This window comes from Paraburkholderia sp. SSBN10T, from assembly GCF_056619545.1.
The window spans coordinates 153,221-173,896 of sequence record NZ_JBWQQI010000016.1 but is presented as its reverse complement, the minus strand read 5'-3'; the positions used below and the strand labels follow the sequence as shown (position 1 = coordinate 173,896).

Here is a 20,676-nt window from a genome sequence, read left to right as displayed (position 1 = left end):
GAGAACAGGCAATCTACCGGACAGAACCGGCTACGCCGCGGCGCTAGTTTTTCCGGTTCGCCGAGTGTCGCAACGTATCGCGCACTTTCTTGGCCACCAGCAGTGGCATGTAATCGAACACGCGGGCGTCAGTCTTAAAGTCGGCCAAAGTGTCGGCGTAGATCTTCGAGACCGTTTCCGTAGGGGTATTGGTTTCCGCGGCGATGGCCTGTACAACTTCGTCAACGTTGGGCTGGGGCTGAGCCATATGGATCTCCGAGTTTGGCAGGGGGTACCGCAAAAGACAGGATTTCCATTACAGGACGAGGTTGGCCATGATGCCAATTGAATCGTCCTATCAGGCGCTCGCGACAGCCCCCGTTTTGCTTGCAACCACGAAAGGGAGCGATCGCAAGACGCGATTTGTCTACTCAATGCGAGTGGCGATGATGAATATCTGGGAAATGCGCATGCGTGTGCGTGATCGGCGCATGGTGGTGCGGATGCGTATGCGGCTCCTCGCCATCCCAGGCGAAGTCGTGCTCGTGCTGATGATGTTCGTCGTGGCGATGCCGGTGATTGTGATCCAGCTCATGATGCGTGTGCGGATGATCGTGGCGCTCGCGGATATGCAGCCAGATGCCGAATGCCATCAATGCCGCTGCGACCCAGAACAGCAGCGGCGGCATTTCGGGCCAGAGGATCAGCGAAATCGTCACGCCGAACAGGGGCGCCACTGAAAAATACGCGCCGGTGCGCGCCGTGCCGAGATTGCGCAGCGCGAGCACGAACAGCACCAGACTGATTCCGTAGCCGGCGAAACCGGTCACCATGGCGGCCGCCAGGGTGCCGAGATGGGGGAGCTTGGCTCCGAGCAACAAGGCAATCGCGAAGTTCACCGATCCCGCGACCAGGCCCTTCAGGCAGGCGATGACCATTGCGTCGTTGGTCGAGACCTTGCGCGTCAGGTTGTTGTCGATCGCCCAGCATGCGCATGCGGCCGCCACCAGCGATGCGCCGAGCGGCAGGCCCGTTGCCCCCGGGTGCCACGACAGCGCGACGCCGCCGGCCACGATCGCCACCATGCCGAGAAACACCTGCGCGTCGACGTTCTCGCGAAACACGACCCACGCGATCAGCGCGGTGAAGACGCCTTCGAGGTTCAGCAGCAGCGAACTGGTGGCGGCCGGTGTGGCGTTCAGTCCCAGCATCAGCAAAGCAGGCCCGGCGACCCCGCCGGTAGCGATTGCACCCAGCAGCCACGGGACTTCGCGCAAATGGATCTGGCCTTCGTTGGCGCGCTCGTCGGTGCTGAGCCGCAAGCGGCGCACGAGGATCGTGATGGCCAGGCCGACTCCGCTGCCGAGGTAAAACAGGCCCGCCACCATAAACGGCGAGAGGGTGCCGAGCAGGGCCTTGGCGAGCGGCGTCGTCGCGCCGAACAGGGCGGCGGCGAGCAGGGCGGTGAACGGTGCGTTGAAACGTGCGGACATGGTTTTGGTTTTGGCAAATCTCGGTGCCAGGCGTTGCGCCGGGTGGCGCGGTGGATTGGGCTGGCCGGAGAGTAGTGTAGCAATCTGCGCGGCGGACGATGACGGCGTGATGACCTGGGCGGGTGTGATCTGTAGTTTTGCGGCGGGGAGTGCGAACACTTGGGTTGAAATGCGAACATCGCCACGCGTGCATGCGCCGGGCGGCATGGAGCCGTCCACGCGCGGCTACAGGTGGATTACTTGTTCAGGAGGCGCTGTATCTCGTCAAGTAAAGAGGCGGTTGTATAGCCCCAAGGCTCGGGAGAAAATCCGCGCCCATACATCTGATCGAACGCGATGGCCAGATCATGCGGGTGTTCGTTCCTGAACGTGTCTATTTCGCGGACCAGATTTTTGTAATCGTAAGGACTGTCTTTCTTGTAGCACGCGATAATTTCCGGAACGGTTTCTCCAAACAGGTCGAAGTCCTCGCCGAAATACGTACTAAAGAGATGATCCATTGCTGGATAGCGCTCTGATGAACTCATTTCTTTCTCATTCTATAACTTTGCGGCATGGAGCCGTCCACGCGCGGTGAAAAGCAGACTACTCGCTCAGGAGACGTTTCAATTCGTCAAGGAAAGAGGCGGTCGTGTGGCCCCATAAAATGGGATTGCACTGATAACCAAATTCTCTTTTAAACGCTGCGTCCAGATCATCCGAGTTATGGATTTTGAATATATCTATCTCAGATGTCGCTGCATCAATTTCATCCTTTGACAGTCCTTCTTTATACGACAATACCAGTTCCGGTATTGTGTTTCCGAACAGGTCAAAATCTTCGTGAAAACGACCAAGAATTAACTGCTCCAGATTTTCATATTTCCTGTTGACGGCCATTTAATTTCATCCTCGCGCTAAATATGATGTAAGGATATAGTACGGCATCCCATTGTATGTTTCATGTTTGAGGATAACTATTACCCTTCGAACATCGATTTTCTCTCCGGTCTCCCTGACTATAGCAAAACCAACGCTTTTCTCGACATTTTTCACCAGCGTTAAGTCTTTTTTTGATGCTTGCATCCAGGATTTTATCCTCGTGATATTCGCCTGCATCGTTTCTGATATTGCCCACTCTGCCGCACTTAAATTATAAAAGGTAGAGACTATCTCTCGCCTCGGTTCGCGTACCAGTCGCTCCCGCAATTGTGCTTCAGTCCGTCCAACATGCTTTAAAAGAGTATGCCCGCCAATCCGGCTACCAGCCTCCGCTTCGTGCATTTTCAGACTGATCCGGCCCATTGTGATACTGGCCGCGCGTGCAGCCCTGATCGAACCGGCGAAGCCGAACGGCACGACCATATCGAGCGACAGGCCGATATTGTTCGCCATGTCCGGATCGGCTTTCATCGCCTCGGCCAGCTTCGTCGTGCCCTGCTGGGTGAGGGTGGCGGTATCCTGCCCCGTCCAGACCTGACGCAAGCCTGCCGCTGCCGTATCAGAACCATGCGCGCCGAACACAATACATCCGGCCTTGCTCGCCATCGTCGGTTCTGGCATCACGCACAGCGCCCCGGCTCCGACCATTTCCAGCAGGCCGCCGACGAGTTGCAACCCGCCCCATAGCCGGTTGGAAAGCATCTCCGTGTGGCTGAGCGACTGGCGGGTCAGCACCGCCGCGAGTTGCGGCGCACTGAGCACCACGCGCACGCCGTCCGAATCCTGTTGATACGACATTCCGCATTCCTCTGTAGCTGTTGGGACGCTGCCAAGCTAGCAGCCGACTACAGGGCCAGGGAATGGGCGAAGGATGATTCTCGGGCTTACAAAGCGATCAACAGCGCTGCGTCAACATTTGTTCACGTTGGAATGCACGCCGTGGCGACGGAAACACCAAAGTTTCGTACTGCTTCTGTTCTTTGAGTGTCCTAACGAGTGCGGGCGCCGTCGTCGAACGCGGGACGCGGTGCGGCTCCTTTCGCCTCTGCCTTCGACTCAGCAAACAAGCGCTCCGACAGAAAATCAACCCAGGCCCGCAGCTTGGGCGACAAGTGCCGGTTCGACGGCCACAGCACCGAGAACTGTCCACCCTGCGCAAGATGACCCGCCAGTACCTCCTGCAACGCGCCACTTTGAAGCGCATCGCGAGCGAGAAAGTCCGGCATGTACGCAATGCCGAGACCGAGCTCCGCTGCCGCGCGCATCGCCTCCATGTTGTTGCAGATTATCGCGGTCGGAAAGCGCGCCACGGTGTCCTCAGGCAAATCGCGAAAGCGCCATGGCTCCAGTTTGCCCGAGGTCGGAAACCGAAAACGCAGGCACGCATGTTGCGCCAGATCGTCAGGCACCTGCGGCACACCGCGCCGTTGCAGATACACCGGCGACGCGCACAACACGAAGCAGAACGGCCCGAGCCGCTTGGCCATCAATTGCGAATCGTCGAGCGGGCCGCTGCGGATGGCGGCGTCGAAGCCGCCCTCGATGACGTCGACCAGACGGTCGTTGAAGTCCAGATCGAGGTCGATCTCCGGATAGCGCGCAGTGAACTCGGGCAGGACCGGCAGGAGAAAACGGTAGCCGATAGTGGGCAGGCTGACCCGCAGGCGACCGCGCGGTGTCGCCTTGGCTTGCAGCATCATCGCTTCGGCGTCGTGCACTGCCTCGAGGATCTGGCGGCAACGCTCGTAGAAGCGCTCGCCGTCGTCCGTCATGCTGACGCGCCGCGTGCTTCGCTGCAGCAGCCGCACGCCGAGGCGCTGTTCGAGACGCGCCACGCTCTTGCCCACTGCGGACGCCGAGAGGCCAAGCCGCTGCGCGGCGCCGACAAAGCTCGAAGCCTCGACGGTATGGACGAACGCGATCATGCCGGTGAGGTTTTCCATGGCGTCATTCAAGAATTTTTGTCCTGATTGAGCCAACTCTAGCAGTATTTATCACGTTCGATTCCGTAATTAGACTGGGCTGAGCCGATTTTCCCGATGTCCGTGCCGATGCTTGTGGGTGACTCCACTCGCGCGGCAGGCTGAACTTAAAGGAAGCCTTATGCCTGATCCGATCGATCACAGCGCCTCGCGAGGGGCTACCGTACTGGCCGCGGTCTGCGTCGCGGCGGTGATTTTGCCGCTCAGTTTCTCGGCCGGAGCCATCGCCACGCCGGCGATCGGCCGCGCGCTGGGCGGCGGCCCGGTGGCGCTCAACTGGATTACCAACGCCTTCATGCTCGCGTTCGGCAGTTGTCTGATGGCCGCCGGCACGCTGGCCGACCGCTTCGGCCGCCGCCGGGTGTTCCTCGCCGGGGTAGGCGTGTTCTCGCTGATGTCGATGCTGCTTGCGCTCGCCCCCGGCATAGTCTGGGTCGATCTGCTGCGCGCGGCGCAAGGCGTCGGCGCCGCTGCCGCGCTCGCGGGCGGCTCGGCGGCGCTGGCGCAGGAATTCGAGGGCCACGCCCGGACTCGCGCCTTCAGTCTGCTGGGCACGACGTTCGGCATCGGTCTTGCGTTTGGTCCGGTGTTGGCTGGTGGCCTGATTGAACTGTTTAGCTGGCACGCGGTGTTTGTTTCGACCGCATTGCTCGGCGCGTTGGCGCTGCTGCTGGCGGCGCCCGGCATGCCCGAAACCCGGGATCCGCACGCAGCCGGCGTCGACTGGCCGGGCATGGCGAGCTTCACGACGGCGCTAGGTCTCTTCACGGTTGCGATTCTCGAAGCGCCCGATCTCGGCTGGGGCCATCCCATGATCGGTTCGTTGCTGGCGGTCGCTGCCTTGGCGCTCGCTGCCTTCGTGCTGATCGAGCGACGCACTGCGCGACCGATGCTCGACCTCTCGTTGTTCCGCTACCGTCGTTTTGTCGGCGTGCAACTGTTGCCGATTGCGACCTGCTACTGCTTCGTAGTGCTACTCGTGATTTTGCCGATTCGCTTTGTCGGCATCGAAGGCTATGCGCCGCTCAATGCGGGCCTCATGATGATTGCGCTTTCGGCGCCGATGCTCTTCATGCCCACGCTCGCCGTGCGGCTGACGCGGCATGCGTCGCCTGGGTTGATCTCCAGTCTCGGCCTGCTGATCGCGGCAGCCGGCTTGCTTTGGCTAGGGGGCGTGCCGGTGGGCGCGGAACCTGTCGCGCTGCTGGTGCCGATGGCGGTGATCGGGGTGGGCACCGGCTTGCCGTGGGGCTTGATGGATGGTTTGTCCGTCAGCGTCGTGCCGAAGGAGCGTGCCGGCATGGCAACCGGCATTTTCAGCACGACGCGCGTGGCGGGGGAGGGACTCGCACTGGCGATGGTCAGCGCGGCGCTGGCCGGTTTCACGGCGGCGGGTCTCGCGCCGCTTGCCGCGACGTTTGCGCGCCTCGCCGCGCCTGGCGCGATGGCAGGCAGCAGTGGTCCGCTGCGCACGCCGATCGATCTGGCCGCGCAGCGGCTCGCCACCGGCGACCTCAGTGGCGCCTCGGCGCTATTGCCGGATGTCCCGCTGGCGTTGCTCCGGCAGCACTACGCAGACGCGTTTCATCTGCTGACGTACGGCTTGGCGGCTATCACCGTCCTGGCTGCGCTGGCGACACTGCGCTATCTCGGCGCAGGCGAGCGTCAGCCGAGCCCGGTCGCTACCGCTGCGACCTGCGACGACGTGAGTGAGTTGATCTCCTCCGATGACTTGACTTAAGCGCGGCGGTCTCGTCAGTCGTTGGCCTCCTGAGGGGCGTCGGGCACTATCGCTTCGAAACACGCTGAGCCTTGGCGAACCGAGCGGGGACGGCTAGAACTGCTGCGCCTGCGCGAATTCAATCACCGTCTGTGCAAAGCGCGCCGCGGCCGGATTGCCGGTGTCGCGGTGCGTGACCAGATGCAGCGGAGCCGTGATGGCGGCTTCGCTATCGATCGGGCAATACACCACGCTTTCCTGCTGATAGCGCTGCATCGACGCGGGCACCAGCGTGACGCCCGTGCCGGCCGCCACCAGATTGATCGCGCTGAGCATGCGCGGCACCTCGCTGGCGACTCGCGGTGTGAAGCCAGCCGCTTCGCAAGCGTCGATGAAGTCGGCGTACATGCCGCGCCCGCCTGGGCGGCGCACAAAAATAAACGCTTCGCCGGCCAGCGTGTCGAGTGCGACTGGACGCATGCGGCCCGACTTGCTGCGCCCCTTCAGCAGACGATGCCCCAGCGGCAGCACGAGCACCATGCTCTCCTCCAGCAGCAGATCGAAGCACAGCTCTTCAGGCGTGTCGCTCGGCTTGCGCAGGATGGCGGCATCGATGCGGCCGCTCACCATCCGCTCGATAATTTCCGCGGCGTTGATTTCGTTGAGATCGATGGCGATGTCCGGACAGGCTTCACGAAACGCGCGGATCGCGGCCGGTGCGAGCGGGTGAAACGCCGATGAACTGGTCAGCGCGATCCGCACCGAGCCGATCCGGCCGTCTGCTATGCCTTTGCCTTTCGCGACGGCCTGGTCGAGCGCCTGTAGTACGGCGCGCGCATCGTCGGCAAACGACGCACCCGCCGAGGTCAGTTCGACACCACGCGCCACTCGCGTGAACAGCGCGAAGCCGATTTCACTTTCGAGCGCCTGAATCTGCTGTGACAGCGGCGGTTGCTGAATATGCAGCTTTGCGGCGGCGCGGGTGAACTGCCGCTCGTCGGCCACGGCCAGGAAGTAACGCAGATGCCGCAATTCCATCGCAATGCCTCATATATGTAAAACGTATGGCAAGGTCATTTGATCGGTATTTTACATTTACCGCGATCGTCCGTACGCTTGAGGCAAAAAGGAGACTTATGGACTCGATGCTTTCCGCCGCGCAGCCGCCCGCGCACTCCACCACCATGCCGGCGGCCTCGCAGGTGCGGCGCGCCGTGATCGCCTCGGTGATCGGCAACGGTCTCGAATGGTTCGACTTCCTGATCTATGGCTACTTCGCGAAGACCATCTCGCACGTGTTCTTTCCGGTGGGCAACGCGTTTCTCTCCACGGTGCTGACGCTTGCGACCTTTGCGATCGGCTTCGTCGTCCGGCCGCTCGGCGGTATCGTGCTGGGCGCATACGCCGACCGCGTGGGGCGGCGCCGCACCTTGTCGCTGCTGATCCTGTTGATGGCCGTCAGCACACTGCTGATGGGCCTGACGCCCGGCTATAGCAGCATCGGCATGGCTGCGCCGTTGCTGGTGCTGCTCTCGCGAGTGCTGCAAGGCCTCTCGGTGGGCGGCGAGTTTGCCACGGCGGCTGCGATGTTGTCGGAATACGCGCCGCGCGGCAAAAAGATGTTCTACGGCAGTTTTCAGATGACCTCGCAGGCGTTTGCGTTGCTGCTGTCGTCGGCTTGTGGCTATCTGCTCACCACGCATCTGGACCGGGTGTCGCTTGAAGCCTGGGGCTGGCGCGTGCCGTTCCTGCTAGGTGCGCTGATTGGGCCAATCGGCTTTTACATCCGCCATAGGGTTGGCGAATCGCCGGAATTTCTCGAACTGCGCGAGCGGCTTGGGCACGCGCCGCGCCAGTCGATGCGGCAGTTCTTGCGCGAGCGCAGCGATGCGTGTCTCTGTGCGATGGGCGTGATCATCGTCGGCGCGGCGACCAATTATCTGTGGCACTCCTTTTTGCCGTTGTACGTCGAGCGTCAGTTGCATCTGCCGCTGAAGAACGCGTTGCTGGGCACAGCCGTGTCGGGTCTCATCAGCATCGTCGCGTATCCGCTGGCGGGTAAGCTCGCGGACCGTGTCGGCGCCTGGCGGGTGTTCTTCCCGGTGGTGGCGATCTGGGCGGTGATTGCGTATCCGCTGTTCGCATGGGTGGTTGCACAGCCGACGGCGGAGCGCCTCTTCACCGCGCAGATGATCGCCACGCTGGTGTTGAGCATCATGTCCGGCCCGCATCCGGGGATGCTGACGCAACTGTTCCCGACGGCGACGCGTTCCACCGGGGTGGCGCTGTCGTACAACATCGCCGTCACGCTGTTCGGGGGGCTGGCGCCCTTGACCGTGACGACGCTGATCAACCTGACTGGCTCGAACCTGGTGCCGGCGTATTACCTGATTTTTGCGGCGATCGTCTCGCTGCTGCTGGTCGGTCTGAGCCGCTCCGGGCGGCGTTTGTGGCGCGACCCCGACGCCGTGCCGCATGATTGATTTCGCTCCTTCACCTTGATTCGACCATGACGGATTCCAGTACCCGTGAGCGGGCGCGACCGCGCAACGAATATCCGGTGCGCGAAGTCGCGAGCGGACGCTTGCGTGTCGACACGGCGCGCGGGTCCGGCTCGTTGCCGGTTTATCGCTCGGCGGATGAAACGTCGGACATGCGGGTGAGCCGCGCCGTCATCGTGCTGCATGGCCGGCTGCGCGACGCGGATGCTTATTTGTTGTCTGCACAACGGGCCCTGGCCGCGGCTGATGTGGACTCGGCCGATACCTTGCTGGTGGTGCCGCAGTTTCTCGCCAGCGCCGATATTGCGGCGCATGGCCTCGATCAAGACACGCTGCACTGGGACTGGACGGGCTGGATGAGCGGAGACGACGCGCTCGGGCCTGCGCCGATCAGTTCATTCGATATCCTTGATAGTCTGGTCGAGGCAATGACGGACCGCTCGCGCTTCGGCGCGTTGCGCGAAGTGGTGATTGCCGGTCACTCGGGGGGCGCACAGGTGGCGCATCGTTATGCGGTGGTGGGGCGCGCGGCGGCGTTGCTTGAGCAGCGGGGGATTCATTGCCGCTATGTGATCGCCAATCCGTCTTCGTATGTGTATTTCGACAACCGCCGTCCGGATGGCAAAGGCGGCTTTAGTCCCGCTGACGAGCACGCCTGTGCCGATGTGGATACATGGAAGTACGGCATTCATCAACCGCCGCGATATGCGAGCGGTGCGGCGTTTGATCTGCTCGAGCAACGTTACGTCCGCAGCGACGTGATCTATCTGCTCGGCGAGGCCGACTGCGATCCGCAGCATCAGGCGCTCGACCGGTCGTGCGCTGCCAATGCGCAAGGACCGCACCGACTCGCGCGCGGGCTCGCTTACTTTGCCTACTTGCGCAACCGGCATCCGCAGCTTGCGCACCGCTGCTGGCAGGTGCCCGGAGTCGGCCACAACGGACAGGCGATGCTCAATTCGGTGGAAGGGCTGTTGGCGCTGTTTGATGCCGGGGCGCGTGCGGACAGTCTCGGGGCAGGCAGCGGAGCGTTAGAAGATCAGGCGCTTCCATTGGAGGGCGGCGCGATAGAGTGAGCGCTTTGCGGTGTGGCTTTGCATGCGATGGCGGGTTGACCTATTCCGGAAACAGCCGGTGCCGCCGAGGCGGTGCTGCTGTTTCATGCGATCCACGTACCTGAGGGGTGTTCGCTCTTGTCTATAGTCACTTTCATGGTTTGTACTCCATAAAAAAGCCGGAAATTAAGGTGATATCAATAGATAAATCTCTATGGCGTCAACATTGACGGTTATCAACACTCATTCTTTTTTCAGACTTTTCTAATATGGCTTCCCGCCCGGAAAAGTTAGGCTTGCGGAAATACGTATTTCAACCCCGCAGGAGCCTGAGGAGATGGCAATTTTCTATGGTGTTGTCGACGGCGACCCACTCGACAGTGCAGAAGGCAGCTATGTTTCCGCGTCAGGGCGCTGTTTCAACATACAGGGCACGGATGGCAAGTATCGCCAGATGGTTTTTATAGGCGATCACGCATGGTGTAACGCGTGCAAGAGCAGGGGCGTGATCGTTCACGGCGCGAGTCTCCGTGATTCCAAGCGATTGCTTGACCTAACATCCGGATGCAGGCGTCAGGCCGTAGGCGGCGATAAGGTCCATTGCCAGTGTGCGCGATCCCCGCAGATTGTCGCGACCTACGCTGTTCATAAATGGACGATCGTAGACGATACTGGTGACGCACGCCGTGCGGCCAGTTCGGATTCGCCTGCGTCGTCATTGGGAATCGGAAGTTTTGATGAACAGGTCCGGTCCGTTGCTGCCGGATTGGTCCTGGAGGACTACCCGTATCTCATTGAGACAGTTGACGGCAGGACGTCTTGTGGTCGCACGGACGCGAGTGGCAGGTTACCCCGCATCGCGACTGATGGTGCCGACGACTACACAGTCTATTGGGGCGACGATGCGCTTGCGAAGAAACAGGGGACCTGACAACGCCAAACAAACCGACTGTAGTTAGAACCAACTCGACGCCAGGTTCCGTCAAGGTGGTGGAACTGAAGGTGCTAACCTTTCAGGAACTCTGGGATAACTATCCATCAGGAAACCCATACGACGATCCAACCGGAGAGTACAAAAATCAATGCGCTATACGTATGAGCGTAACGTTCCACCGTGTCGGTATCGAGATGAAGTCTTTCTCGCAAAAGCTAGTGAAGCCTGCGCCACGTAGGAAAGACGTTGGTCGCCTTTTGCTTGGCGGCAAACCAACGGCAACCCGCGCTTACGAATTGGCCGAATGGTTGCAACTGCGGCCGATCGCAGGGCTTGAGAAAGCAGAGAACATCACTGGTCCAGATTGGCTAAGCAAGGTCGAAGGACGCACCGGTATCCTGTTCTTTTACGGATACTGGCAGCAGGACGGCGATTCACCAGACGATCTCAGTGGTGGACACATCGATCTGTGGAATGGTGAGAAGCTGACAGGAATCGGTACGGGCCTTCGTGTTCATTGGAATATCGTGATTTCCGGCATCTGGTCGGATTTTCGAAAATCAAAGACCATTCTGTTTTTTCCGATCCGATGAACATCATGAGCGTGTTAGCAGGATTCCTTGCGGGAATAATCTCATCCAGCCTCGTTTGTTGGGGAGCGTTATTTTTTTGGGGAACAGTTGTTTTGCACGGGAAAGGTAGTCTGTTCGACACCAACCCGACGATCGCTAACGCCTTCTTTGTATGCTGGGGAGCGCTTTCTGTCATTTGCGGAATAGCGGGCGCAAGGTACGTTGATCACAAGGCCAATAAGCGCCGACACGGCTAGGCTACGCGTCAGATATTGCGTGATGATGTCTAAACCCGCCGGACCATGAGATTCGCCTACGACCGTCTCGACAGCGAGCATGACGCGGCGGCATACTTTGTGCGCCGCTCTCCGCTCCCCATCCCATCAGCGCGCGGCTTTCACCGGAACCGCCCATGAGTACACCCATTCCCTTCGTCCCCGATCGTTTCAAGAACAACGCCGCTTACTACCTGGGCGGCCGCCAGGCCTATTCGCCACGGCTGATCCGGCGCGTGGCCGAATCATGCCGGCTCGACGGCACGCAGCGCCTGCTCGATATCGGCTGTGGACCGGGGCAATTGTCACTGGCATTCTCGTCGTGGATCGATACAGGCGTGGCCCTCGACCCCGAGCCGGAGATGCTGCGTATCGCCGCCGGACTGGGGCTTGGTCTCGCGCCGAATATCGAGTACCGGCTCGGCAGTTCCTACGATCTGTCGCCGGCGTTCGGCCGGTTTCAGATCGCCGTGATCGGCCGTGCTTTCCATTGGATGGATCGGTCCGATACGCTCGCGCGTCTCGATCAGCTCATCGATCCTGCGGGCGCATTGGTGCTGTTTGCCACCTCGCATCCTGACGACCCCGCTACGCCGTGGTTCGCACAATACCGCGCGCTGCTCGACGATTACTCGCAAACCGATCCGGCGCGCCAGCAGCGCAAATCCGATGGCTGGGAAAATCACGAAACCGTGTTGTTGAGGTCGGCGTTTGCTTCGCTGGAACGCGTGTCGATCATCGAGAAGCGACGCGTGACACTGGACTCGCTGCTCTCGCGGGCGCAGTCGATGTCCAGCCTGTCGCGTGAACGGCTGGGCTCGCGGCTCGATGAATTGCTGGAGCGTGTGCGCAACTTGCTCGAAGGTCACGCCGCCGATGGCTGGCTCGAGGAGCGCGTCGAATCCACCGCGGTGATTGCGCGGCGTTGAGGGATGCGGAGGCGCCTGCGCATAATAGTCTTCGCGCAGGCACGATCCCTTGGCCTAGCCGCCCGACGGCGAGGTGTGGCCCAGCACGCCGGCGATCGTCAATACCGCGAGCATGGCGATGGCTTCGACCGCCAGCAGCCGGTCGAAGCTGCGCTGTGCATCGCTATAAGCGTGTCCATCGTGGGCCACAGTGTGTTGCAGGCGCGGCAGATAGATCATGCGGTTGTAGCCGCCTAGCAGCACCGCCAACGTGACGAACAGCAGCTTGAGTGTGAGCACGCGGCCATACAGCACGCTGAGCAACGGCGCGGTGAGGTGCGCCGTGTCCTGCGTCGCGTTATAGATGCCGGTCACGATGACCACCGCGAGCGCACCTGTCGCCAGATGCGACAGGTGCGCGCAGAACCTCACACGGCTAGCTGGCTCAATGGATGCCGGCTTGGCGGCCGCCGCGCCCCAGCGCCACAACAATGGCGCCGCGACGATCACGCTGCCTGCCCACAACGCCGTCGCCCCGAGGTGCAGCACATGCACGGCTTCGCGCAGCGTGAAATCGCCGGCGTCGGCGGCGTGACCGGCGGCCGCCTTGCCCGCCACGTAGATCACCATGCCCCCTGCCGCAAGCCACCATGCCGCACGGCTGTGGCGGACACCACCAAGGCATGCGAGCACCGTACCGGCAAAGCCCATCGACCATGCCGTCCCGAAGTGCGACTGCGTCAGCACGGCACTCACTGCCGAGCCAGCCTCGCTGAACGGCGAGCCGCTCATCACAGCGGCCTCCAGCCAGAGGTACAGCACGTAGCCGAGCGCAAGCAGGCCGAGCGCCGCCAGCCGCGAGCGTCCCAGCCCAGCGGACGCCCAAGGGCGCTCCTCACCCGCTCGCCCAAGCATCGCACTGCACACGAGCGCGCCGGCCGCCACCGCAAACAGCAGGTCTTGCGCGGCCTCTACGACGATCTGTACGACGACGAGCGGATCCACCCTTACTTCACCTTAAAGGTGTAGTGGCCTTGGGTACGGTGTCCATCTTCCGCCACCGCGACCCATGCGACCGTGTAGTCACCCGGCGTGAGCGGGTTCAGCGCCACCGACATGTGTTTCTTGTTCGACGGATCGACCACGGCCTTGCCGCTCGTCACCGGCTTGCCCTGCGCATCGGTCACGGTGATCGAGCTGAAGGCCGGCTCGAGGCCGTCGTCGAAATCGATCGCCACGTCCTTTTGCGAAGTGCCCACCGTCGCGCCGGCGGACGGCGCCTGGTGGGTCGGATAGGCGTGAGCGTGCGCGAGTTGCGCAACCGTCAGCGTCAGCGCGGCGACGAGGCCGCGTGTCAGGGATGAATTTACGAGAGCGTTTTTCATTGGGTTGGACCTAGTTGAAGAGCGGTTTGCCGAGAGAGTTGGGGAAGATGTCGTCGAAATACAGATGTGCGTCGAATAGCACACCTACGTGACTGCCGGTCAGATGATTGACCGGAATCGTCGCTTCGACGCCGAACTGACCGTAGCGGTTCAGCCACAGAAAGCCGGGGTTGACCGTGCCGGTGGTTTGACCGGCGCATGCGCCCGCCGTGCAGGTACTCATCGGCGCTTCGACGACGAGGACCAGATTGTTGAACGGTTGCGGGATGCCGAGATTCTTCACCTGGTTTTGCAGGTAAGGAATGCTGTACTGCAGCGAGAGACCCCAGCCGAACGAATTCGGCCCGTTATCTGACGAGGCAGTAGTCAGGTTCGGGCCGAGCTGACCGGTGATGGCGAACGGCCGCAGATAGCTGAGCGAGGCCGGCAGGTCGCCGAAGCCCTTGCCGAAATAGACGTTCGGCGTCAGCGTCGAATAGGAGCTTGCGATCGATTTCGAACCGGTGCCGCCAATCTCCGCGAGCAGGCCGATCGAGGCCATGAATTCGTGGCGCGCGTTCGCGTAGATCAGGTATTTCGCGCCGACCGTGATGTTGTTCCAGCCTTTCGCCGAGCCACCGTTCGGGTCGTTCTGGCTAACGTAGTCGCTGGCGATACTGAACGCGAGGTTCTTCGTGATCAGCTTGTCCCACTCGTAGGAGACGGTATTGACGTTCATATTGTCGCCGCTGCTGTCCGGGGTCTTGGTGTGACCGAACTGGGTATCGAGTTCGTCGCCTACACCGGGGTCGTCTATCGTCAGCGTGGCGGGGAACACGCGGTCGCCGACGACCGCGTGAGCGAAAGCAGCCGGCGAACCGGCGAGACAGGCGGCGCCGGTCGCCGCCATCAGGGCGGCGCGTGCGGGCGCCACGTGCCGCTTGAAAAGCGTACGCATGATCTAATCCTTCTCCAATTGTCTTGATGCGTCACCGCGCACGGATGCGGCGACATCCCGCGGCTGCTCGCGCAGCGCGGATTCTGTTCAGGTACAGAGCAGGCAACTCAGGAGAGAACGGGAGGCGCACGCGGCTGGGCCGCGGTGTAGACGAGGGGGACGTGGACGGTGTCGCGCGTAACGACAACCGGTGCGCGCGCAACCGATAGTGCGGCGATAAAGACTGAGGCCGTGCCCGGCAGGACCGGCACATGGGCAAGCATGCCGCAATACGCGCAGGCCTGCCAATGATAGGTGGAGGACTGCGACGACTTGCCGGTGTGCGCGACCAGGCTGTTATTCGGGTCTGCGGAGCAGTAGCTTGCCAGTGCCAGGCCAAGCCGGTCATGTGCGGCGAGCGCCTGCGAGACAGTCGGCGCGAGCGTACTCATCAGGATTGCAAGCAATCCTAGCCAGCTGCCGATTTTCTGTAGGCGAAGACGAAGCATGCTGCGCGCCGAACATGTGGAAGAAGCGACGATTGGCGCAGATTATGCCATGCAGGCCGAAATGAACAGATGCGAAAACCACATACCAGGCATCTTTGTCATGCGTCTTTTCCGGGTGACGACTATAGACGCCAGGCGGGACCAGGCGCCTTTCGAATCTGTTGCACGCCGCGCGCCGTTTCGTAGCAAGATTGCGGCTTTTCGAATTTCAGCGGCGCACGTAGTAGCCACCGGGCGCCGTCGGACGATACCGGTCAAGCAGGCAAGCCGCCGCCGAAATGTTTGGAAATCATTTACCCGCGGCAATCTGAAGCGAGCTGGGAATAAAACGTTGCGCCGCAGCGTTAGTGTGATAGCCGCTGTATCGTTGTAGCGAACGCCCGCACTTTTAGGCTGCTTGATTGACCGCCGTAGCGGATTTTTATTTCAAATGGCTTTCGCACTCGTACATTTTTTCGGACGGAATTACCGATGAGCACTCAGGCCAACTCTCCGCTGACCGATACGACCAGCGTACAGGCGGTATCGCGTTACACCCGCACGGCAATGCTGCTGCACTGGATCATCGCGATCCTGATTATCTGCAACGTGGTGCTCGGGCTCAGCGCCGATTCGCTGCCTGACGACTGGGTGCGGCCGGTCATCGATACCCACAAGTCGATCGGCATCACCGTGCTCGGCCTCGTGCTGCTGCGCATCCTGTGGCGCGTCTCGCATCGGCCGCCGCCGTTGCCGGCCGCGTTTCCGTCATGGGAGCGCGTAGCCGCGCATATTGCGCACTTCCTGTTGTATCTGCTGATGATCGGCTTGCCGCTCTCGGGCTGGCTGCACGATTCAGCCTGGAAAGGAGCCGCGACGCATCCGATGCAGCTCTTCAACCTGGTCCCGTGGCCGCGCATCGGTTACGTGATGAATCTCGATCCGACGCTCAAGGAAACCCTGCATGACCGCTTCGGTGCGTTGCACACCTGGCTCGGCTATGCGCTGTACGCGCTGCTCGCCATGCATGTAGGCGGCGCGCTCAAGCACGAATGGATTGATCGCAAATCCGTGTTGAAGCGGATGATTCCCTGAGGACACGGCGCTGTCACATACGCTCGCACTTCATTCCGGGCGTTGCTCTTAACCACGCGGTATCGATAGATTCAGTCGCTATTTTGAAGAGAACTCTGGAACAAGCCCTCGCGCTCGCCTCACCTCGTATCGTGCCGCGCCCGACCACCCTGTCGAGTACGCTGATCCATTTCAGCGTCGTCGTCCTGTGGCTGCTGCTGTTCGCACGGGCGTTCTTTCTGCAAGGCGTGGTGGCGTGGTCGACCGGCATTGCTTACGTGCTCTACGACACCTTGCTGCTCGCGTTCGTCACCCTCAAGACGCTGCCGCTGATCCGGCCACCGGTGCCGCTCGACCCCGCTGCGGACCAGCGCAGCTTGCCCAGCCTGGGCGTGATCGTCGCCTCGCATAACGAGGCGGCGGTGCTGCCGGTGACACTGGCGGCGCTCTTGCGTCAGACGCATGGCCCCGCGCAGATCGTGATCGCGGACGACGGCTCGACGGACGGAACGGGCGCGCTGCTGACCGAGCGCTTCGGCCTTACTGCGGCGCCCGAAGGACAATTGAGCGCACCGAGTTCGCTCTATTCGAACCTGTATTGGTTGAGGGTGCCGCATGGCGGCAAGGCGCGCGCGCTGAACGCGGCCATCATGGAGATGACCACCGAGACGGTGATGACCGTCGACGCCGATACGCTGCTCGAAGACGACGCAACCTACGCGATGCGTGCCGCGTTCGCCAGCGAGCCGAAGCTCGTGGCGGCGGCGGGCATCCTCGTGCCGGTCTGCGGCAAAAGCGTATCCGGCCGCGTGTTCCAGTGGTTCCAGACTTACGAGTACATGCGCAACTTCGTCGCGCGCTTTGCCTGGATGCGCGCCGACAGCCTGCTGCTGATCTCCGGCGCATTCGCCTCGTTCAGGCGCGAGGCGCTCGTCGAAGTGGGCGGCTTCGATCCGCAGTGCCTGGTGGAAGACTACGAGCTGATCCACCGGCTGCGGCGCTATTCGGTCGATCACGGGCTCGGCTGGGACGTCCGCGTGGTGGGCGACGCGCAAGGGCGAACCGATGCGCCCGGCACGCTCGGCAGTTTTCTGCGGCAGCGGCGCCGCTGGTTTGCGGGTTTCCTGCAGACCCAGTACTGGAACCGCGACATGACCGGCAATCCACGCTACGGTACGCTCGGCATGCTGATGCTGCCGGTCAAGGCGATCGACACGATGCAGCCGATCTACGGCCTGACGGCATTCGTGCTGTTACTCGGCTTCCTGTTCGGCGGACATGAAACGCTCGTGCTGGCGATTTTCGGCGTGATCGGTGCAAAGACCGCCATCGATCTTGCGTACTACATGTGGTGCATCCATCTGTACCGCCGCTGGACCGGTCAGCGGGTCGGCTCGAACCTGTGGCTGGCCATGGCGGCAGCGATTGCCGAGCCGTTCACGTTTCAGCTACTGCGTCATACCGGCGCCCTGATGGGGTGGCTGCACTTTTTACGCGGTGGCCGTGTGTGGGGCGCGCAACGCCGCTCCGGGCTGGTGGCGCCCGACGAGGGCTAAGCGCCGCTGCGGGGTTGCCTGGCGGGAAACCCTATGATTAGTTAAAAACATCAGGCACGTGCCTCCTTCTAGTAGACTGAGTTCCGTGACGGTTCGCCGCTCGAGCGTGCCAGACCCACTCAGGCTGCAAGGAGGCATCGCCCATGCATGGAGTTCCTTCGCTGGACAGCAACACCGTCGATGCGCCTACCGGGGCGCCCATCGAAGCGCTGATCGATTCGCCTGCCGACGACGCACCCACCGAGGCGGCCACTGGGTCAACCATGCGCGATCTGCGCCGCGTCCCGATACACCCCGACCACTGGTATCCGCTCGCGTGGTCGCACGAGGTCAAGCGCGGCAAGGCCCATGGCGTGAGGTTCGCCGGCGAACCGATCGTGCTGGTGCGCACCGAGTCGGGCGTGGCGTTCGCGCTCGAGGACCGCTGTGCGCATCGTCAGGTGCCGTTGCACGGCGGGGTGGTGGACGGCGAAACGATCCGCTGTTGCTATCACGGCTGGACTTACGACTGCACGGGCCGCTGCGTCGATATTCCGTACCTGGGCCGCGAGCGTTTGCCCAACGGCGTGCGCTCGTATCCGTGCCGCGAGGAACAGGGGCTGATCTTTGTGTTTCCGGGCAATTCGGCGCTGGCCGGGCAACGGACGCCGCCGCCGCTTGCCTCGGTGGCCGACAAGGCTTACAAGACGCGCCGCTTCGGCCGCGAAGTGAAGTGCCACTATTCGTTCATGCATGAAAACCTGATGGACATGAACCATCAGTTCCTGCACCGCAAGCAGATGGGGCAGATGCGTGCACGCTCGCTTGGACGGCGGCGCGGCGAGGGCTGGGTCGAGGTGGATTACACGTTTGCGCGGCTGGCCGGCGATCAGCCGATCGGCGAGGCGCTGGTGTTCAGTCAGAGCCGTAAGGGTGTGCAAGGCGATGACAAGGATGTGATGACCATCCGCACCGAATACCCCTATCAGACGCTGCAGATCCGCACTGCGGATTCGACGCTGGTGATGAACCTGTGGATCGTGTATGTGCCGCTCGATCGCGAGCAGCGCACCAACCGCACCTTCGGCCTGCTGTCTATCCGCAAGCCGGGCATTCCGGTCCTGCTGGATATGGCGTGGCCGTTGCTGGTCTGGTTTACCGAACGCATTTTCAAGGAAGATCGCTGGATCGTCGAACGCGAACAGGAAGCGCACGATCGCCAGGGCGCCGACTGGAACCACGAGGTGTTCCCGGTCATCAACGATCTGCGCGCCTTGCTGCGCGAATGCGGCGCATCGCCTGAAGCGGGTCACTTCAAGGGCGTGCGCATCGGGCCCGCCGAGGCGATCACGTAGCGGAGTCGGCTCGCGCCGGCTTCACCTGGGTCGTGACTGACACGCTGTCCAGTGCTGTCGCGGCTCGCCTTTACCCAACTTCACTCGCGTTCGACGATGCCGGTCCCCGGAAGGTCCGGTTCGCGTCCGATGCGGGCCGCGCGCCGCCTTTGCCACCACGGCCCGGCAATCGATGCCGTGGCGCCGATGGCGCCCATCGTCAGCGACAGCAGCACGATCAGCAAGCCGGTGCGCGCACGGCTGGCGAACACGCCGACCAGCAATCCGGCGAGCGGTTGCGTCAGATTGTTCAGCAGGATGATGACGCCCGTGGTTTTGCCGTAATCCCTGGGTGGAATGATCTTCTGCCGGGCGCTGCGAATATAGACGTTGAACATCTTGTCGAAGCCGACAATCAGCACGAAGCCGACCGCATAGCCCCACGCGCCGGGACTCGCGCCGGCGATCAGACCACCCAGGCAGATCGCCAGAAATGCCAGCAAGCCTAGCGTTCTCCGTGAAAACGAGACTCGCGCGATGGTCAGCAGGATCAATACGGTGGCGATCGCGCCGACGGTCTGCAGCACCGCGTAATAGCGTCCCGACTGATGATGAACGCCGGTGACCATCGCGGCGGAGGTGGCGAGCGTCACGCCGATCACGAGGTTTTCTGCGGCGGCCAGCAGGATGACTTTCTGCAAGCCGGGCAGATGCAGCACGTGCTGCATCGCCGTTCGCAGCGGCTGGGTCCAATGACCTCGGGGCGGTTCAGGCGGCGCGGCCTGAAAGCCGCTCATGCGTTGCCATACGACGAACGCGCCGTCCGCGAGCAGGAACAGCGCACCGCTCGTGGCCACCACGAACTCCCAGCGCCACCAGCCGAGCAACAGCGCTGCAGCCATCGGGCCGAGCACCACGCCGAGTTGATCGGCCAACTGCGAGAGCGCCAGCACGCGCTCGAACTTATGCGCCTTGAAGATCTGCGGCAGCATGACTTCGCGTGCCACGAAGCCCTGGCTGGTCAGGATGCCGCAGCAGGCGGACAGCGCAATCAGCCAGCCGATTCCGCCAAAAAGCGCGTAGCCGATCACGCCCGCGATACAGACGACCGCGCGGTACGTCTGGCTGATGCGCATCAGCTTGAGCGGCGAGAAGCGGTCGCTGAAGGCGCCGAACAGGGGGAAGAAGAGGTAGCGCGGCAATGCCTCGATGAAAAAGGCGATGCCCGACCACGAGACTTTTTGGGTCGTCTGGAATACGACTAGCGGTACCAGGAAGAGCAGAATCTGGTCCGCTAGCCGGGCGAAGAAGAGCGAGCAGAAGAACGCCTGATGATTGACGCGCAAGGTTCGTTACCTGTTGTTCATTGTGCTGCGAGGGCCGCCGGAGCTTCCCGGCCAGACTGAAGGATACGCCTTGTGACGGCGCCAGCCGGTGCGGTGAGGAGCCTTCGAAACCTCACGCAGGCAGATAGGCATTTTGCGCCAAGGCAAGATGAAGCGCGTCTGGAGGCAATGTGCCTGGAGGATTTGCTTGCGCGCGCAGCTTTTTCCGCAGTGGCGTGACGCCCGTGATATGTCGGCTAACGGTCGGTTAATGGTTAG

Annotated in this window: 22 protein-coding genes; 10 read left to right on the top strand and 12 right to left on the bottom strand. The window is 62.0% G+C overall.

What is annotated here, in order from left to right:
* Positions 1-43: 43 nt before the first annotated feature.
* From AC1ECK_RS23740 to AC1ECK_RS23715, 6 genes are all read right to left on the bottom strand, one after another.
* Positions 44-247 carry a DUF3562 domain-containing protein gene (locus AC1ECK_RS23740; protein ID WP_480323360.1) on the bottom strand — a complete coding sequence of 68 codons (204 nt, stop codon included), beginning with the start codon at positions 245-247 and terminating at the stop codon, positions 44-46.
* A gap of 163 nt (positions 248-410) precedes the next feature.
* Positions 411-1,472, bottom strand: a complete 1,062-nt coding sequence (locus AC1ECK_RS23735; protein WP_480323358.1) for a DMT family transporter — start codon at positions 1,470-1,472, stop codon at positions 411-413.
* Positions 1,473-1,708: 236 nt separating this feature from the next.
* Positions 1,709-1,999, bottom strand: coding sequence for a contact-dependent growth inhibition system immunity protein (locus tag AC1ECK_RS23730; protein ID WP_480323356.1), 291 nt, complete (start codon positions 1,997-1,999; stop codon positions 1,709-1,711).
* 58 nt (positions 2,000-2,057) lie between these two features.
* Positions 2,058-2,351, bottom strand: a complete 294-nt coding sequence (locus AC1ECK_RS23725) for a contact-dependent growth inhibition system immunity protein (RefSeq protein WP_480323354.1) — start codon at positions 2,349-2,351, stop codon at positions 2,058-2,060.
* A gap of 6 nt (positions 2,352-2,357) precedes the next feature.
* Positions 2,358-3,191, bottom strand: coding sequence for an RNase A-like domain-containing protein (locus AC1ECK_RS23720; protein ID WP_480323352.1), 834 nt, complete (start codon positions 3,189-3,191; stop codon positions 2,358-2,360).
* A 191-nt stretch (positions 3,192-3,382) separates the two neighbouring features.
* Positions 3,383-4,336 (bottom strand): LysR family transcriptional regulator, encoded by a 954-nt coding sequence (locus AC1ECK_RS23715; protein WP_480323446.1) that lies wholly within the window; start codon positions 4,334-4,336, stop codon positions 3,383-3,385.
* Between the two features lie 160 nt (positions 4,337-4,496).
* Here AC1ECK_RS23715 and AC1ECK_RS23710 point away from each other — a divergent pair, with 160 nt between their 5' ends.
* A complete protein-coding gene (locus tag AC1ECK_RS23710; protein ID WP_480323350.1) occupies positions 4,497-6,116 on the top strand; it encodes an MFS transporter in 1,620 nt (539 codons plus the stop codon).
* A gap of 93 nt (positions 6,117-6,209) precedes the next feature.
* Here the strand turns inward: AC1ECK_RS23710 and AC1ECK_RS23705 are convergent, their stop codons facing one another.
* Positions 6,210-7,133 (bottom strand): LysR family transcriptional regulator, encoded by a 924-nt coding sequence (locus AC1ECK_RS23705; RefSeq protein WP_480323348.1) that lies wholly within the window; start codon positions 7,131-7,133, stop codon positions 6,210-6,212.
* A 98-nt stretch (positions 7,134-7,231) separates the two neighbouring features.
* Between AC1ECK_RS23705 and AC1ECK_RS23700 the strand changes: the two genes are divergently transcribed.
* From AC1ECK_RS23700 to AC1ECK_RS23680, 5 genes are all read left to right on the top strand, one after another.
* Positions 7,232-8,578, top strand: coding sequence for an MFS transporter (locus AC1ECK_RS23700; RefSeq protein ID WP_480323346.1), 1,347 nt, complete (start codon positions 7,232-7,234; stop codon positions 8,576-8,578).
* 26 nt (positions 8,579-8,604) lie between these two features.
* On the top strand, positions 8,605-9,672 hold the full coding sequence (locus tag AC1ECK_RS23695; protein WP_480323344.1) for a hypothetical protein: 1,068 nt from the start codon (positions 8,605-8,607) through the stop codon (positions 9,670-9,672).
* Positions 9,673-9,988: 316 nt separating this feature from the next.
* On the top strand, positions 9,989-10,582 hold the full coding sequence (locus tag AC1ECK_RS23690; protein WP_480323342.1) for a PAAR domain-containing protein: 594 nt from the start codon (positions 9,989-9,991) through the stop codon (positions 10,580-10,582).
* A 56-nt stretch (positions 10,583-10,638) separates the two neighbouring features.
* Complete coding sequence (locus AC1ECK_RS23685) at positions 10,639-11,178, top strand: type VI secretion system amidase effector protein Tae4 (protein WP_480323340.1); 540 nt, start codon at positions 10,639-10,641, stop codon at positions 11,176-11,178.
* Between the two features lie 391 nt (positions 11,179-11,569).
* On the top strand, positions 11,570-12,361 hold the full coding sequence (locus tag AC1ECK_RS23680) for a class I SAM-dependent methyltransferase (protein WP_480323338.1): 792 nt from the start codon (positions 11,570-11,572) through the stop codon (positions 12,359-12,361).
* A gap of 54 nt (positions 12,362-12,415) precedes the next feature.
* Here AC1ECK_RS23680 and AC1ECK_RS23675 read toward each other — a convergent pair whose 3' ends face one another.
* The 4 genes from AC1ECK_RS23675 to AC1ECK_RS23660 form a co-directional block, all read right to left on the bottom strand.
* Positions 12,416-13,345: a copper resistance D family protein gene (locus AC1ECK_RS23675; RefSeq protein WP_480323336.1), complete on the bottom strand. Its 930-nt coding sequence runs from the start codon at positions 13,343-13,345 to the stop codon at positions 12,416-12,418.
* Between the two features lie 2 nt (positions 13,346-13,347).
* On the bottom strand, positions 13,348-13,725 hold the full coding sequence (locus AC1ECK_RS23670) for a copper resistance CopC family protein (protein WP_480323334.1): 378 nt from the start codon (positions 13,723-13,725) through the stop codon (positions 13,348-13,350).
* Between the two features lie 10 nt (positions 13,726-13,735).
* On the bottom strand, positions 13,736-14,662 hold the full coding sequence (locus AC1ECK_RS23665) for a hypothetical protein (RefSeq protein WP_480323332.1): 927 nt from the start codon (positions 14,660-14,662) through the stop codon (positions 13,736-13,738).
* Between the two features lie 107 nt (positions 14,663-14,769).
* On the bottom strand, positions 14,770-15,150 hold the full coding sequence (locus AC1ECK_RS23660) for a DUF2946 domain-containing protein (RefSeq protein ID WP_480323330.1): 381 nt from the start codon (positions 15,148-15,150) through the stop codon (positions 14,770-14,772).
* Here AC1ECK_RS23660 and AC1ECK_RS23655 point away from each other — a divergent pair.
* From AC1ECK_RS23655 to AC1ECK_RS23640, 4 genes are all read left to right on the top strand, one after another.
* The gene (locus AC1ECK_RS23655) at positions 15,149-15,523 is read left to right on the top strand and encodes a hypothetical protein (RefSeq protein ID WP_480323328.1); all 375 of its coding nucleotides are present in this window, start codon (positions 15,149-15,151) and stop codon (positions 15,521-15,523) included. The genes AC1ECK_RS23660 and AC1ECK_RS23655 overlap by 2 nt on opposite strands.
* Positions 15,524-15,621: 98 nt before the next feature.
* Complete coding sequence (locus AC1ECK_RS23650) at positions 15,622-16,224, top strand: cytochrome b (RefSeq protein WP_480323326.1); 603 nt, start codon at positions 15,622-15,624, stop codon at positions 16,222-16,224.
* A gap of 83 nt (positions 16,225-16,307) precedes the next feature.
* A complete protein-coding gene (locus AC1ECK_RS23645) occupies positions 16,308-17,759 on the top strand; it encodes a glycosyltransferase family 2 protein (protein ID WP_480323324.1) in 1,452 nt (483 codons plus the stop codon).
* A gap of 143 nt (positions 17,760-17,902) precedes the next feature.
* A complete protein-coding gene (locus AC1ECK_RS23640) occupies positions 17,903-19,093 on the top strand; it encodes a Rieske 2Fe-2S domain-containing protein (RefSeq protein ID WP_480323322.1) in 1,191 nt (396 codons plus the stop codon).
* A gap of 80 nt (positions 19,094-19,173) precedes the next feature.
* Here AC1ECK_RS23640 and AC1ECK_RS23635 read toward each other — a convergent pair whose 3' ends face one another.
* Entirely contained in the window at positions 19,174-20,418 is a 1,245-nt protein-coding gene (locus AC1ECK_RS23635) for an MFS transporter (RefSeq protein WP_480323320.1), read from the bottom strand.
* Positions 20,419-20,676: the final 258 nt, after the last annotated feature.